Here is a 13,649-nt window from a genome sequence, read left to right as displayed (position 1 = left end):
CAAAGGGGATGTGAACAATGGCAGTCATCAAAGTGAGAAAAACGGGCCAAGTGATTGAAGGAGAAGACAATGTGCGCGCGTTTTTGAACAGCCAAGGTGTGTTGTATGAACATTGGGATATCACGAAACTGCCGGAGCATTTGCGCGACAAATATGTGCTCACCGATGAAGAAAAGAATGAAATTTTGGCGACGTTCAAAGATGAAATTGAAGATTTGGCGGCGCGCCGCGGCTACAAAACGTGGGATATCGTCGCCCTGTCGGATGCGACGCCGAACTTGGATGAGCTGCTGAAAAAATTTGAACAAGTGCACATCCATACGGAAGATGAAGTGCGCGCCATTACGGCCGGCCATGGCATTTTCATCATCAAAGGCGACAAAGAGACCGGCTATTTTGATGTCGAGCTGGAAGCTGGCGACGTCATTTCCGTGCCGGAAGGGAATCCGCACTACTTCACGCTTATGGACGACCGTAGGGTTGTTGCGGTGCGTCTGTTCATCGATCCGTCCGGCTGGGTCGCTCATCCGTATGAAGAAAAAGAGGAAGCTGTCCAATAACAACCATAACAAGAACGCCCCGCTGCCGTATACAGGCGTCGGGGCGTTTCGCTAAAACGATTGTGTTAAAAAAATCATAAACAAAATCCCAACGATGAATGCATATGTCGATGTCCGTTCATTGCCATCGCCATGGCTTTCTGGAATGAGCTCTTTGTAAATGATGAACAGCATCGCTCCGGCGGCAAACGCCAGCCCGTACGGAACGAGCCCGCGAAAGAGGGAGGTTAAGTAAAAACCAAGCAGCGATGTGACGATTTCCACCGCACCGGTCAGCGTGGCGATTAGAAACGCCTTCAAGCGTCCGATTTGCTGGTTGATTAAAAACAAAGCGACCAAAAACCCTTCTGGTGCATTTTGCAAACCAATCGCCAGGGCGATTAAATTGCCGATTTGCGAAGAGCTGTCCGAAGCGTAGCTCACCCCGACCGACAGTCCTTCAGGCAGATTGTGCAAGGCGATGGCGGCAATAATGAGCATCGCTTTTTCGTCAAACTGCAAGCCGCTTTTCGTATGTTCCAGGTCAATATGAGGGACGGTCATTTCAAGCAGCGTCAATACGAAAACTCCCGCCGCCAGCCCGATCACAAGCGCCCAAAAGCCGCCGGACCGCAATGCTTCGGGAATGAGGCTTTCCATCGATGCCGCCATCATAATGCCGGCTGAAAACGCCAGCAACACGTCACGCCATCGGTGGGTGAGCGATTTGGCCATAAACAAAATCGGAACGGCGCCAAGCCCGGTGGACAAGGCGGAAAGCACGCTTCCAATCAACACTTGGTTCATCCACTTCCCTCCCTGATCTCCTTTCTCCTTCTTCATATGCATCATTCAGCGGAATGTGACAGTCGCCTAAGCGCCGCCATTATAATAATTTTATCATAGCCGAAGGAAAAGTCGTGGACCAGGAAAATGCTTCATCGCAAACAAAAAAAACGGTTGCCCGGGAATTTGCTGTTCCAGTATAATGAAAGTAAGAAAATGTCAACTTTAAAGGATTGGATGCTATGGAACAAAAGGAACAGGAGTTGCAGCAGTCATTAAAATTATTCATCGTGTTATCGCGGGCATATCGGTCCGTCAGCGACCAAGTAAACAAGTCGATTCAATCGTTCGGCGTTAATCCGACCGAATTTGCGGTGCTCGAACTGCTTTACCATAAAGGCGATCAGCCGCTCCAGCAAATCGGGGAAAAAATTTTGCTCGCCAGCGGGAGCATTACGTACGTCATCGATAAGCTGGAAAATAAAGGATTGATCATCCGCCGCGCTTGTGAGCGGGATCGCCGCGTGACGTATGCGTCGATCACCGACAGCGGCCGGCAGTTCATCCAGCGCGTGTTCCCTGAACATGCCGAGACCATCCATGAAACGGTGGCGGCGCTGACGCCGGAAGAAAAGGAACAGGCGATCGTGTTGCTGAAAAAATTAGGTTACGGCGCAAAAAGTAGAGACTGACCTGGCGTCAGTCTTTTTTTTGCCAAAATGGATACGCTATATAAATGACACTGCAAGAAAAAGGAGAGATCACCATTGATGATTCCCGTTGGGGTGTCCAATCGCCACATTCATTTATCGAAAGAGCATATGGCGGCGCTGTTTGGCGAAGGCGCCGAGCTGACGGTGCTCAAGCCGTTGTCGCAGCCGGGACAGTTCGCCGCCAAGGAAACGGTGACGGTGGAAGGACCGAAAGGGAAAATTGAAAACGTCCGCGTCCTCGGACCGGTGCGTTCGCTGACGCAACTTGAAATTTCGAAAACCGACAGCTTCAAGCTCGGCGTCGCGCCCCCGGTCCGCTTATCCGGCGATATTGACGGAACGCCGGGCATTACGATTCACGGGCCGAAGGGGACGGTGACCGTCGACAAAGGGGTGATCATTGCCAAGCGGCACATTCATATGACGCCGAAAGATGCGGAAATGTTTGGCGTCCGCGACAAGCAAGTTGTGAAGGTGAGAACACAAGGGGAACGGGCGCTCATTTTCGATGAAGTCATCGTCCGCGTCAGCAAAGATTTTGCTTTAGATATGCACATTGACACGGATGAAGCGAACGCGGCCGGCCTGAAAACCGGCGATTATGTCGAGCTGCTTCCGTCGTGAAGCCATCCGCAGCAATGGGAGACAATGCGCCCTCTCGTTCCTCCTGAGAGGGCGCTCCCGTTAACGCCTTGGATGGCTCTAGAAGGCGGGTGATTTAGTCAAAAAGGCTGCCAGCCCTAATTATTTTTCAATTAGATAAACCTTTCCAAACCGACTTTCCTTTCCAGATGAAAGCTGCCAATTTGCACGCGTCATCCATTTTTCACCGGCCTTCTAGTGTGCCGACAAGATGAAACGGCGCATCAAGCCGAATGGCGTCAATGACGCCGCCGCTGATTTCTTGATGGGTGAGCCAGCGCAAACCATGTTCTTCCACGACAAAGCCAAGCTGAACTTGCCGGTACAGGCAAGCGGCAGGCAAACAGAGTTCCTGTTTCGCTTCGGTTGGATCCGTGCGGCTGCCGAGCACGTGAAACAGCCGCCAAGGGACGGGATGTCCGCTATTTTTTTCGATGACGGTGGGCAACGCCTGTTTTCCATCCGTATGCACCCACGCGATGATCAGATCAAATGTTCCATTTTCTCTGATCGTTTGGCAAATCAAAGAACATAGTGTTTTTTGATCGCGATAATCGACCAAAAGCGGGGTGATGGACGCCATCTGTCCAGCGCGGTCGATGAGCTGCTTCATCCGTGCGCGGCGGCGGGCGATGACGGACACATGATATCCTTCCCGCACAAGCCAAAGCGACACATCAGTCAACATGCCTGTCCCACCAATGATGAGTGCGTGCATGGTGTTTCTCCTTTCGGATTAATGCGATGCTCCTTTCAAATAGCGGTCAAACCAGTCGACGATATGGCGAAGACGCTCAAGCCGGAGCGCCGGGCTGCCGGTGCGTGACAAGTCGTGGTTCGCGTCCGGAAAGCGGACGAGTTTCGTGTCCCGTCCGAGCCGCTTTAAGGCGATAAACAGCTGTTCCGCCTGCTCGATCGGGCAGCGGTAATCGCGCTCGCTGTGCAAAATCAACAGCGGCGTGTGCATCTGTTTGACGTATTTAAGCGGCGAATGATGCCAAAGCCGCTCGGCGTCTTCCCAAATGTCGCAGCCGACCTCCCATCTTGTGAAAAAGTAGCCAATGTCGCTCACGCCGGAGAAGCTGAGCCAGTTAGAAATCGAGCGTTGGGTGACGGCCGCTTTGAACCGGTCGGTATGCCCGACGATCCAGTTCGTCATAAATCCGCCGTAGCTGCCGCCGGTGACGCCAAGCCGCGCCTCGTCAATGAAGTCGAATTGGCGGATCGCGGCGTCGACGCCGGCCATAATGTCTTCATAATCCATGCCGCCATAGTCACCGCGCACGGCATTGACAAACCGCTGACCATATCCGTGGCTGCCGCGCGGGTTCGTGAACAAAACCGCGTAACCACGCGAAACGAGCAGTTGAAATTCATGGGAAAATGTAAATCCGTACATCGCATGCGGCCCGCCGTGAATTTCGACGATAAGCGGCGCCCTTTCCCCTTCGCCAAGCTCGGGCGGTTTCATGATCCAGCCTTGAATCTCCCAACCATCCGTCGATCGATACGTAAACGGTTCGGCATCGGCGAACACCACTTCGTTTTCAAGCGCTTCATTGGCGCGCGTAAGCCGTGTTTTCATTCCGTTTTCAAGCGAGACGATATACAAATCGCCGATGGAGGTCGGCTCGCTCATGGCAGCGACGGCTTGTGGTTTGTGCGGATGGATGGTGATGCCATACAAATGGAAATCTCCTTCAAGCACCGGAATGATCGGACCGTCGAGCGGGACGAAATACAAGTTGACGCGCCCGCGTTCCGAAACGGTGACATACAGGCCGCTCCCGTCGCTCGCCCAAATCGGCCCCGGTCCGTTCGCATCAGCGTGTGTGTCGCCGACCATGGCATCGCCGAGATGGACATCCCAATCGGCGGTCAGCGCCCGTTTCATTCCAAGCTCCAGCTCAAAGATGTAAAGCCGGTGAAGCGTAGCCCCTAGATAAGCAAGATCATGGCCGATGGCGGCGAGCTTCGTTCCGTCCGGCGACCAAGCGAGCGAAGCGAAGGTGCCGCATCCGTTCGTCAAATTCGTTTCCGCTTTCGACTTGAGATCAAGCAAAACAATGTCGCGCGTAAAGGTTGTGTCCGGATCATCGTTTCGGTTGGCGACAAAGGCGAGCGTCCGTCCATTGGGCGAAATCGCAAACGAACCGATTTCCTCTTCGCGGCCCGTCAACGCTTCCATTTTTCCAGACAGCGCATCGATGCGCACCAGCACCGCCCGCTTGCCGTCAAGGAAGCCGGATGCGTCCGACTTGTAATAGAGCCGGTCCACAACGCGCGGCTTCAGATCGGCTGACTTTGGTTCTCGCGTTTTCGTCTCTTCCCGGTCTTCGATCGTTTCTTCAGCTCCGAGCGTCGTCAAGGCGACGAGAAACGATCCGTCCGGCGACCAAACGTAATCGTGCACGCCGTTTTTGAAAAACGTCAGCTGGCGCGCTTCGCCGCCATCGGTCGGCAGCAGCCAAAGCTGCGTGCGCCCAGAGCGGTCGGACAAAAAGGCGATCGTTTCGCCGTCCGGGGAAAAGCGCGGCTTCGTGTCACGCCACGGACCGAACGTCCATTGGCGGACGGCGCTGTCTGATGTCCACATCCACAAATGGGAGCGATATTGGTTTTCCTCATCAATCGATTTTTCCACAAACACGACACGCGTTCCGTTAGGGGCGTAGTGCGGGTCGCGCACCGAGCGGAGGCGAAGCAAATCTTCCGCCGTCATGCCGCGGCGTTTTGCCGGTTGTTCGTTATAGTTCATCAGCTGATCCCCTCTTTCCTTCGAGTGAAGTGGAGCCATATTTTATATTTCGTCTTTCGAAAGAAAAGGTCCTGCCAAAAACAAAAAAAACGAACGCCCAAATGCAGGACGTTCGGTTTATGGTTATGCGGACAGTTTTTGTTTTTCGTCCGCCTGCCGCGCCGCTTTTTTTACTTGCGGATAGAAGATGATGCCGCTCGCAAGCAATGCGACGCCAAGAAGAAACGTTTTGAAGTCTGATGTGCCGGCGATGACGACCCAGATGGAATACAATGTTGCCAGCGCCGCAACGATGCCGTCCGCTATTCGCCCGCGTCGTTCCGCATACGTTTCTCCGGTGATAACGAGTTTCAGCTGGAAAACGGAAGCGATTAAATACGGAACGAGATAAGCGAGCGTGGCGATGTAAATGACGAAGTCAAACGCCGCCGCCATCGAGTGGGAAACGGTCGAGAAAATAAACAATTGCGCCAAGGCGTTTGATAATGTGAGCGAGAAGCTCGGCACCCCTTTTTTGTTTTCCTTCAAAAAAGCCGGCAAAAACATCCCTTGTTTCGCCGCTTGATACGGCACTTCCGCGCTCAACAAAATCCAGCCGAGCGTTGAGCCAAGCAGGCTGATGAGTCCGAGAGCAGCGAGCACATAGCCGCCACCCGGGCCAACGATGGCGACAATGGCATCAACGAGCGGTTTTTCCGATTGAATCAGTTCACGTTGCGGCAAGACGCCCATCACCAAAAAGCTGATGCCGATATAAATGGCTAAGGCGATCAAGAGACCGGCGATCGTCGCCCATTTCACATCGGCCTGTTTGCGGGCCCGGGAAGCGAACACCATCGCTGATTCAACGCCGACAAACGCCCAAAGCGTCGATAAAGCGGCGCTGTTGATTTGCCCAAGCAAACCGATCGGCTGCCCGTCCCCGCCATAGCGCGGAGCGTCAAGCGGACCAATGACCGCTTTGTCAAAGGCAAACAGCGCGATGACGATAAATAGGAAAAAACCAAGCACTTTGGCCGCGGTGGCAACAAAATTCAGCTTGCTGGCGTCTTCCACCCCGCGCAAAATGATGACATGCATCCCCCAAAGAAGCGCCGTGCAGACGAGAAACGTCAGCACATTCCCAAGCTTCAGCGCGAACGAGCCGATCTCAAGCACCGTTTGACCGCTTGTCAGCACTGGGAAAAACGTCGACAAGTAGCTTGCAAATGTCGTAATGATCGCGACGTTGCCGGCGAAGTTGCCGACCCAATAGCCCCACGACGACATAAAACCGGATAAAATCGACAAGTTCGAACCTTTCGGGAACAGTTCTTTCGCATAAATTTGCGGCCCGCCGCTCAAGTTCGGCTTGCGAATCGCCAAGTTGCCAAATACAAGCGCCGTCATGAGGACGCCGGCTCCAGTCAACAGCCAGGCGAACATGACGCCAATTGGGCTCGCCGCCTCCGCCAACGAACGCGGCAGCATAAAAATGCCCGATCCGACCATGTTGCCAACGACAAGCGCGGTTAACACCCAAATGCCAAGTTTTCGCTGATGGTCCAAGATGAAAACGCTCCTTCCTTAGAAAATAAGCAAAAATAAAAGAAAGCACCCGCGCCTCTTCAGCGGGTGCATGATCTGATCGGTTCGCATCCAACTGAATGGCGATAGCGCTCCATCGCCCAAAGGCGATGGCAGTCCTGCGCCTGTTCGGCCGCAGGCCCAGCTTGCGCCGCCGGAGCGCGCCGCAAACTTCGGCGGTGAACCCTTTCCCGCTGCGTCATGGACTGCTCCGAGCCTCGGCAGCGCTACTTTTGTCCACCGCGACCTCTATCCCATTAAAGTGGAGAGGGGGTATATGGTTGCCGACATTATATTACTTAATTCGACAAATATCGTCAATATCTTTTTGTTGGAAAGAGTGGATCAAGACGTTGGGTGTTCATATTTACCATACATGATTATTGCTCAGTATGGTTTTTGTGGGGTAAAATGGAAGTGAGTTTAAGGAGTTGGAAAAGGAGGATATTTTTGAAGTTCGACGAATATACAATTGGCCGGTGAAACGTGGAAAAGATCCGTTCCACTGGGGATGGATTTTCTCCTATCATCATATTCGGTGAAAAAAAGAAGGGGATGAGCATGAAATTTTCTGAGTTTCGCTATGAGCGGCCGGACATCGAAAAATTGCAGGCATCGTTTCAAGAAGCACTGGATTCGTTCCGACGCGCCGGGAGCGCCGCCGGGCAACATGAGGCGATGAAGCGGATCAATGAGCTGCGCCGCCGCTACAGCACGATGGCGAACCTTTGCCATATCCGTCATACGATCGATACGAACGATGAATTTTATAAAAAAGAGCAAGACTTTTTCGACGAAACGGAGCCAGTCGTCAAGGGGCTTGTCAACGATTATTACCGCGCTCTCGTCGCTTCGCCGTTTCGCAGTGAGCTTGAAGAAGCGTGGGGAAAACAGTTGTTTGCCTTGGCGGAAACGCAATTGAAAACGTACGCGCCGGCGATTGTCAAGGACTTGCAACAAGAGAACAAACTCTCAAGCGAATACACGAAGCTCATTGCGTCGGCGAAAATCATGTTTGAAGGCGAAGAGCGGACGCTCGCCCAGCTGCAGCCGTTTGTTGAGTCGCCGGACCGCACGATGCGCAAACGGGCGAACGAAGCGCGGTTTTCATTTTTCACCGATCATGAAAAAGAACTCGATGGATTGTATGACGAGCTCGTCCGCGTCCGCACGGAGATCGCTCGCAAGCTCGGCTTCCAAAACTTTGTGGAACTCGGCTACGCCCGTTTAGGCCGGACCGATTACAATGCCGACATGGTCGCCCGCTACCGCCGGCAAGTGAAAACGCACATCGTCCCGCTCGCGTCAAAGCTGCGCGAACGCCAGCGGCAGCGCATCAATGTCGAGAAGCTCTACTATTACGACGAACCGTTTATGTTTCCAACCGGCAACCCAGCACCAAAGGGAGACGCTGATTGGATCGTTGAAAACGGTCGGCGCATGTATGAAGAGCTGTCGCCGGAAACAGGCGAGTTTTTCCGCTATATGGTCGAACATGAATTGATGGACCTCGTCGCCAAAAAAGGAAAGGCGGGCGGCGGCTATTGCACCTATATCGATGACTATAAGGCGCCGTTTATTTTCTCGAACTTTACCGGGACGTCCGGCGACATTGACGTACTCACCCATGAAGCCGGGCATGCGTTCCAAGTGTATGAAAGCCGTCATTACGACATTCCGGAATACAACTGGCCGACGCTTGAAGCGTGCGAAATCCATTCGATGAGCATGGAGTTTTTTACATGGCCGTGGATGGAGCTCTTTTTCGCCGAAGACGCCGACAAATACCGGTTCGCCCATTTGAGCGACGCGCTTTTGTTTTTGCCGTACGGCGTTGCGGTCGATGAATTTCAGCACGCTGTCTACGAGAACCCGGATATGACGCCAGCAGAGCGGAAGAGTGTCTGGCGCAACATCGAAAAAGCGTATTTGCCGACAAGAGACTACGGCGGCCATGACTACCTTGAGCGCGGCGGCTTTTGGCAGCGGCAAGGGCACATTTACACCGACCCGTTTTATTACATTGATTATACATTGGCTCAAGTGTGCGCGTTCCAATTTTGGAAGCGAGCACAGGAAGATCGGGAATCAGCTTGGCGCGACTATGTGGCGCTTTGTCGATTGGGCGGCAGCCGGCCGTTTACCGAGCTCGTCAAAAGCGCCAACCTCCAGTCGCCGTTTGCCGATGGGGCCGTTGCTTCGGTCGTCGGCCATATCGAGCGGTGGCTGGACAGCGTCGATGACGAAGCATTGTAATAAAGAAGCAAAGAAGGCGGGCGGGAACGGCACCGTCCTCCCTTTCGTTATTAAAATTGGAAAAACTATGTAAAACTAGGGGCGAAGGGGGAGAACGATGATCCGTAAAGCCACATGGGCTGACGCACCGGCCATTGCTTCGGTCCACGTCGAAAGTTGGAAGACGACATACAGCGGCATTGTACCGGACGTGTACTTGGAGACGTTGACAGTGGAAGAAAAACAAACGTTATGGGAGAAGGTGCTCCGCCAATCGGATCATTCCGTGTTTGTCGCCGAGGAAAACGGGCGCGTTGTTGGATTCACCTCCAGCGGACGAAACCGGGCGAGCAATGGACCAGCAGTACAATATGACGGGGAGCTGTACGCGATTTATTTGCTTAAAGGGGCGCAAGGAAAAGGGTTCGGCCGACAACTCGTTCAAGTGTTAGTCAACAATTTGGAATAAAAGGAATTCGTTCGATGGTCGTTTGGGTGCTTGCCGATAATCCGTCGCGTGGTTTTTACAGACCCGCGAGCGGGAAAGTCCACTCCTTTAGAGGTGGGATGAAAGCGAGCCGTTTTCTTCATAATTAAATGATTCTGAAAAAATGGCATCCTGTCATCGCCACAAGGAGGTGAATCCATGCCGACGATCACACTCAGGCTGGAACTGCACAACCCAACGAAAGTCAAACAAGACATGTATGAACGGATGACAGAAGTGAATACCGCCTTTGCGAATTGGCTGTTGAATCATCCCAAGCTGAATCAAGCGACGAGCAAACTGTTTAAAGAGTTTTCGTCGCAGCGGTTTCCTTCCGCCGTCGTGAATCAGACGATTCGAGAAGTGAAGTCCCAAAAGAAAAACCAGAAAATAAAGAAGTTCCGAACATTATGGTGTTGCTTTAACAATCAAAACGTGAAGGTGGAAAAGAAAGGAGAGTTCTACACAGTTTCCTTTCCCACACTGGAGAAGCGAATTGGCGTGCCTGTCGTCACGCGCCCCTATCAAGAAGCATGGCTGGATCGGCTGATCCATGGAACCGCCAAACAAGGGGCGGCCAAGCTCTACAAAAAACGAAAGAAATGGTGCTTGGCGATCGCGATCACCTTTGAAGTGGAGCCTAGACACGAAACAAAGGTGATGGGGGTTGACGTTGGGCTTCGCTATATCGCCGTTGCCAGCGTGGGAACGAAATCGTTGTTCTTTAAAGGGAACCAATGCGCCTTCATACGCCGGCGATATGCGGCTTTGCGGCGAACGTTGGGCAAAGCCAAGAAGCTTCATATGATTCGCAAAATCGGGGATAAAGAGTCCCGCTGGATGAAAGATATGAGCCATCAAATCAGCCGTCAAATCATCCGTTTTGCCCTTGCCAACGGTGTTGGCGTAATTCGGATGGAAAATTTGGCGGGGATTCGGAAACGAGCCGCTTCGGTCAAAGAAGCGGGACGAAGTCTTCATTCATGGGCGTTCCATCAACTGCAAACGATGATTGCCTATAAGGCGGAAATGGCGGGCATTCGGGTCGAGTGGGTGAATCCGACCTATACCAGTCAAACATGCCGATGCGGGCATCGGGAGAAAGCGAACCGAAACGGCATCCACTTCCGATGCCAAAAGTGCGGATACACCATCCACGCCGACTTGAATGGCGCGATCAACATCGCCAAAGCGATTTCGGGCCTCGCCGCCTAACCTCGCGCACTGGTCACAGGTGCGCCGCCCATTGGGGTACAACTTAACCCAATGGGACGGGGTGATGACACACCCCTGAACTTGGGCGTTGTCTGAACCAGAAATGGATGAGGACGCGAACGACCCAAGAATCCCACGCCCTTTAGGCGTGTGGAGTGTCAAAGAGCACGTGTATCCAAAATTCGCCCGTATTGTCCGCCATTTTCAAGAAAAAGGGGAGTTGGCCGAGCTGCCGGTTGATTCGATCATCCGCTTGACGATCACATCGCTCGCCGGCTTTTTGGCCGCCCGCTTTCTCCTTTTGCCTGACCACAATTGGGACGATGAGGCGGAGATGGAACGGACGATTCATGTATTGATGAACGGTCTGCGGCGCTAGACGGCCGGCTTCCGCGCGGGAGCCGGCCTAGCTGTTTTTCTTGGCATAACGGAGGATGGCTTCTGCAAACTGTTTGAAATCATCAAGATGGTGTTCGACGATGGCTTGCAAGATGCCAAGGTTCAGTTGTTGATAGTCGTGAACGGCGATGTTGCGGAATCCGACCATCGCCTTCATCTTTTTGCTTACGGCAGGAGAGATCACGCCGTGTTCTTCAAGAAGGGCGAACGCATCGCGGCTATGCTGCGGCAATCCGAATTTTTGCTCGGCAACGATATGCATGGCAAGGTCGATGCAGGCCTCGCACGCCCGCTGCAAATTAAGAACGATCGAATCTTGTTTTGTATAATTTTGTAAGTTTTTTGGATCGTCGTTATATTCTTCGCGAATTCGTTTCAAGCAGCGTTCGATCACGCTTATCTTGTTTAAAATGACATCACTTTTCATATATGGTCCCGCTTTCCGCAATTTGTTTTAACACCGGCGCTCTCTCTTCGTTCAGCTTCGCATACATTTTCAATGTTTTCATTTCGAACTCAGCCCGTTTCCGCTCGTCGCGGCAATCAATGGCTTTTCCCGTCGAGATGACTTGCGCTTGAAACACTGTGCTTGCCTGGCGCAAATCGACAAGATCAACGTCGCGCCCCAGCTTGTCAGCCAACTGCCCTGCGAGCAGAAACAACTCATACGGATCACACGGTTCGCCGTCGCTCATAAAGGCGATATCGACATCGCTGTCTGGGCGCAGCGCCCCGCGGGCGGCTGAGCCGAAGAGGTAGATGACGAACGGGTCGAGAACCGGACGAAGGGTATGAATGATGACCGTCTCCATTTCGGTTGGCAATCGCGATGCCTCCTTGTGTTTTTCTCCATTATAGCAAAATCTTCTTGTTCTTGGCGAAAAGCGGGAAAAAGAAAAGGGAAGGCGATGACACGCCCCCTTGAATGATAGAAATACCGCATCTGATTGACTGATTTCCCCTCAAACGCTATTTGGTAAGAAACGGTGTTTGACGAATGAGCATTTTCATTTGTCCAATCGATATGAATGTTTTAGATTGATCCATCATCTTTTTGTATTGCCATCTTCAGAAATGATATTCGATCCCTTATTCGGATCAAAGGATTGATACCATTGGACATCATTGAAGATATGAACGGGGAATTGCTCTTTGTCCAAGATCAGAAGATTGTACCGCAATTGTCCATGATTGATTTGATCCATCAAGTCCTTTGGGATGTCTTTTTTCCACGTGGAGGAAATGGTGACGACATACGACAGCTGGCCATTGCTAGGCAAAGGCCCCTTGACTGCATGTGAATGTTCGATTCGAGTCAAACGAGAGAGCTCCTCTGGATATTGAATTACAAAATAGTAATCTTGATACCGTTCAAGCAAATGGTACAGTTGTTCAGACATTGTATAATGAATGGTGAATTTAATGGATCGGCTTGTTGCGTTCGCAGCAAATTGATTGACTAAAAAATGAGGGGGAAGAAATTTTTGTTCTAATGATAAATGGTTGCTTTCTGTTTGTTTTGTTCCCCCTTCCTTCTCCACTTGCTTTGTCGGGTGATGGGAAGAAGGATGATGTTGATGCTCGCATGCAGCCAGCAGGAGAAAGCAGGTCACAAGATAAATATGGAACAACATTTTGATCATAAAATCACCATCAAGAATGTTTATTTTTGCTTAATGCTATCGGAGTATCCTTCATAAGTCCATTGCCCGCTGACGGTTTTGGAACTAATTAATGTTCCTCTGCTATAGTAATTTTCCTTGCCGGTGGCTTTCACCCAGCGGCTTCCATATCGAAGAGTATAGGTAGAGTATGGAGGAATGGTCCAAGTAACAGTCGTCGTTTTCTGCATCCGCGCTCCTAAACCTACTTCAGTACTAATTCCTACTTCCATGACCATCTCTTTAAATGTTGAGGATGCGGAAACATTGGCTGTGGCGTACGCTTCCCTCGTTACAGTGTGAGAGACGGTATCAGCAGTGGGTTTGTTGTTTACATGGGTATGAGTCCAATAAATGGTCAGCCCTTTTGTATCTATGTTGTGAACGTACTCGTATCCATCATAAGGAATATAGGTCGGGTTGATTTCTGCTCCTGTTCTTTCGGCCGAAGGGAAGAGGAAGCCTCCTGTTAAAAGAAGTAAACAACAGGCTTGCATCGTTTTTTTGATCATCACAAATACCCCCAATATTTTGAATTCTGTATCTTTTTTATCAAAAAAAAAAAAAACTGTCAAGTGAAATATTTAGAAAAGTGTGAAATGGGGTCGTCACAGAACACTCGACATATTGCTTTATCGGAAGGAAAGG

14 protein-coding genes, 1 pseudogene and 1 riboswitch are annotated in these 13,649 nt (G+C 51.6%); of the genes and pseudogenes, 7 read left to right on the top strand and 8 right to left on the bottom strand.

The features are described from left to right. Nucleotides 1-17 precede the first annotated feature (17 nt). A complete protein-coding gene (locus BJQ97_RS12535) occupies nucleotides 18-560 on the top strand; it encodes a 1,2-dihydroxy-3-keto-5-methylthiopentene dioxygenase (protein ID WP_011230457.1) in 543 nt (180 codons plus the stop codon). A 51-nt stretch (nucleotides 561-611) separates the two neighbouring features. On the opposite strand, the gene BJQ97_RS12530 is transcribed toward BJQ97_RS12535, so the two are convergent. Next, the gene (locus tag BJQ97_RS12530) at nucleotides 612-1,346 is read right to left on the bottom strand and encodes a ZIP family metal transporter (RefSeq protein ID WP_160156832.1); all 735 of its coding nucleotides are present in this window, start codon (nucleotides 1,344-1,346) and stop codon (nucleotides 612-614) included. 221 nt (nucleotides 1,347-1,567) lie between these two features. Between BJQ97_RS12530 and BJQ97_RS12525 the strand changes: the two genes are divergently transcribed. Together BJQ97_RS12525 and BJQ97_RS12520 are read left to right on the top strand one after the other, a co-directional pair. Next, the gene (locus BJQ97_RS12525) at nucleotides 1,568-2,017 is read left to right on the top strand and encodes a MarR family winged helix-turn-helix transcriptional regulator (RefSeq protein WP_044731930.1); all 450 of its coding nucleotides are present in this window, start codon (nucleotides 1,568-1,570) and stop codon (nucleotides 2,015-2,017) included. Between the two features lie 78 nt (nucleotides 2,018-2,095). Further along, nucleotides 2,096-2,662, top strand: a complete 567-nt coding sequence (locus tag BJQ97_RS12520) for a phosphate propanoyltransferase (protein WP_160157614.1) — start codon at nucleotides 2,096-2,098, stop codon at nucleotides 2,660-2,662. A gap of 202 nt (nucleotides 2,663-2,864) precedes the next feature. Here the strand turns inward: BJQ97_RS12520 and BJQ97_RS12515 are convergent, their stop codons facing one another. The 3 genes from BJQ97_RS12515 to BJQ97_RS12505 all read right to left on the bottom strand — a co-directional run bounded on the left by BJQ97_RS12515 (nucleotide 2,865) and on the right by BJQ97_RS12505 (nucleotide 6,986). Next, a complete protein-coding gene (locus BJQ97_RS12515; RefSeq protein ID WP_160156831.1) occupies nucleotides 2,865-3,398 on the bottom strand; it encodes a short-chain dehydrogenase in 534 nt (177 codons plus the stop codon). Between the two features lie 18 nt (nucleotides 3,399-3,416). Then, nucleotides 3,417-5,438 (bottom strand): S9 family peptidase, encoded by a 2,022-nt coding sequence (locus BJQ97_RS12510; RefSeq protein ID WP_160156830.1) that lies wholly within the window; start codon nucleotides 5,436-5,438, stop codon nucleotides 3,417-3,419. A gap of 123 nt (nucleotides 5,439-5,561) precedes the next feature. Next, nucleotides 5,562-6,986 carry an amino acid permease gene (locus tag BJQ97_RS12505; protein ID WP_160156829.1) on the bottom strand — a complete coding sequence of 475 codons (1,425 nt, stop codon included), beginning with the start codon at nucleotides 6,984-6,986 and terminating at the stop codon, nucleotides 5,562-5,564. A gap of 97 nt (nucleotides 6,987-7,083) precedes the next feature. Continuing rightward, a riboswitch (Lysine riboswitch) is annotated at nucleotides 7,084-7,264 on the bottom strand. Nucleotides 7,265-7,565: 301 nt separating this feature from the next. Here BJQ97_RS12505 and BJQ97_RS12500 point away from each other — a divergent pair. The 4 genes and pseudogenes from BJQ97_RS12500 to BJQ97_RS12485 all read left to right on the top strand — a co-directional run. Then, nucleotides 7,566-9,260, top strand: a complete 1,695-nt coding sequence (locus tag BJQ97_RS12500; RefSeq protein WP_160156828.1) for a M3 family oligoendopeptidase — start codon at nucleotides 7,566-7,568, stop codon at nucleotides 9,258-9,260. Nucleotides 9,261-9,357: 97 nt separating this feature from the next. Then, complete coding sequence (locus BJQ97_RS12495) at nucleotides 9,358-9,708, top strand: GNAT family N-acetyltransferase (RefSeq protein ID WP_236567259.1); 351 nt, start codon at nucleotides 9,358-9,360, stop codon at nucleotides 9,706-9,708. Between the two features lie 177 nt (nucleotides 9,709-9,885). Then, the gene (locus BJQ97_RS12490; RefSeq protein ID WP_160156827.1) at nucleotides 9,886-10,941 is read left to right on the top strand and encodes an RNA-guided endonuclease TnpB family protein; all 1,056 of its coding nucleotides are present in this window, start codon (nucleotides 9,886-9,888) and stop codon (nucleotides 10,939-10,941) included. Between the two features lie 163 nt (nucleotides 10,942-11,104). Further along, a pseudogene (locus BJQ97_RS12485) lies at nucleotides 11,105-11,320 on the top strand (TetR/AcrR family transcriptional regulator); the annotation flags it as partial. 27 nt (nucleotides 11,321-11,347) lie between these two features. Here BJQ97_RS12485 and hepT read toward each other — a convergent pair. From hepT to BJQ97_RS12465, 4 genes are all read right to left on the bottom strand, one after another. After that, on the bottom strand, nucleotides 11,348-11,767 hold the full coding sequence (gene hepT, locus BJQ97_RS12480) for a type VII toxin-antitoxin system HepT family RNase toxin (RefSeq protein WP_160156826.1): 420 nt from the start codon (nucleotides 11,765-11,767) through the stop codon (nucleotides 11,348-11,350). Then, entirely contained in the window at nucleotides 11,757-12,152 is a 396-nt protein-coding gene (gene mntA / locus BJQ97_RS12475) for a type VII toxin-antitoxin system MntA family adenylyltransferase antitoxin (RefSeq protein WP_201451735.1), read from the bottom strand. Before mntA ends, hepT begins: the two co-directional genes overlap by 11 nt. A 234-nt stretch (nucleotides 12,153-12,386) precedes the next feature. After that, the gene (locus tag BJQ97_RS12470; protein WP_236567258.1) at nucleotides 12,387-12,983 is read right to left on the bottom strand and encodes a hypothetical protein; all 597 of its coding nucleotides are present in this window, start codon (nucleotides 12,981-12,983) and stop codon (nucleotides 12,387-12,389) included. Between the two features lie 20 nt (nucleotides 12,984-13,003). Further along, complete coding sequence (locus BJQ97_RS12465) at nucleotides 13,004-13,513, bottom strand: hypothetical protein (RefSeq protein ID WP_236567257.1); 510 nt, start codon at nucleotides 13,511-13,513, stop codon at nucleotides 13,004-13,006. Nucleotides 13,514-13,649: the final 136 nt, after the last annotated feature.

It is taken from the genome of Geobacillus sp. TFV-3 (assembly GCF_009901865.1).
Classification (GTDB): Bacteria; Bacillota; Bacilli; order Bacillales; family Anoxybacillaceae; genus Geobacillus; species Geobacillus thermoleovorans_A.
This window is presented reverse-complemented; position numbering and strand designations above follow the sequence as displayed.

What these genes read in the sequence shown, in the direction of transcription:
- BJQ97_RS12535 (WP_011230457.1), top strand. Translation starts at nt 18, where the DNA reads ATGGCAGTCATCAAAGTGAGAAAAACGGGCCAAGTGATTGAAGGAGAA.
- BJQ97_RS12530 (WP_160156832.1), bottom strand. Translation starts at nt 1,346, where the DNA reads ATGAACCAAGTGTTGATTGGAAGCGTGCTTTCCGCCTTGTCCACCGGG.
- BJQ97_RS12525 (WP_044731930.1), top strand. Translation starts at nt 1,568, where the DNA reads ATGGAACAAAAGGAACAGGAGTTGCAGCAGTCATTAAAATTATTCATC.
- BJQ97_RS12520 (WP_160157614.1), top strand. Translation starts at nt 2,096, where the DNA reads ATGATTCCCGTTGGGGTGTCCAATCGCCACATTCATTTATCGAAAGAG.
- BJQ97_RS12515 (WP_160156831.1), bottom strand. Translation starts at nt 3,398, where the DNA reads ATGCACGCACTCATCATTGGTGGGACAGGCATGTTGACTGATGTGTCG.
- BJQ97_RS12510 (WP_160156830.1), bottom strand. Translation starts at nt 5,438, where the DNA reads ATGAACTATAACGAACAACCGGCAAAACGCCGCGGCATGACGGCGGAA.
- BJQ97_RS12500 (WP_160156828.1), top strand. Translation starts at nt 7,566, where the DNA reads ATGAAATTTTCTGAGTTTCGCTATGAGCGGCCGGACATCGAAAAATTG.
- BJQ97_RS12495 (WP_236567259.1), top strand. Translation starts at nt 9,358, where the DNA reads ATGATCCGTAAAGCCACATGGGCTGACGCACCGGCCATTGCTTCGGTC.
- BJQ97_RS12490 (WP_160156827.1), top strand. Translation starts at nt 9,886, where the DNA reads ATGCCGACGATCACACTCAGGCTGGAACTGCACAACCCAACGAAAGTC.
- hepT (WP_160156826.1), bottom strand. Translation starts at nt 11,767, where the DNA reads ATGAAAAGTGATGTCATTTTAAACAAGATAAGCGTGATCGAACGCTGC.
- mntA (WP_201451735.1), bottom strand. Translation starts at nt 12,152, where the DNA reads ATGGAGACGGTCATCATTCATACCCTTCGTCCGGTTCTCGACCCGTTC.
- BJQ97_RS12470 (WP_236567258.1), bottom strand. Translation starts at nt 12,983, where the DNA reads ATGATCAAAATGTTGTTCCATATTTATCTTGTGACCTGCTTTCTCCTG.
- BJQ97_RS12465 (WP_236567257.1), bottom strand. Translation starts at nt 13,513, where the DNA reads ATGATCAAAAAAACGATGCAAGCCTGTTGTTTACTTCTTTTAACAGGA.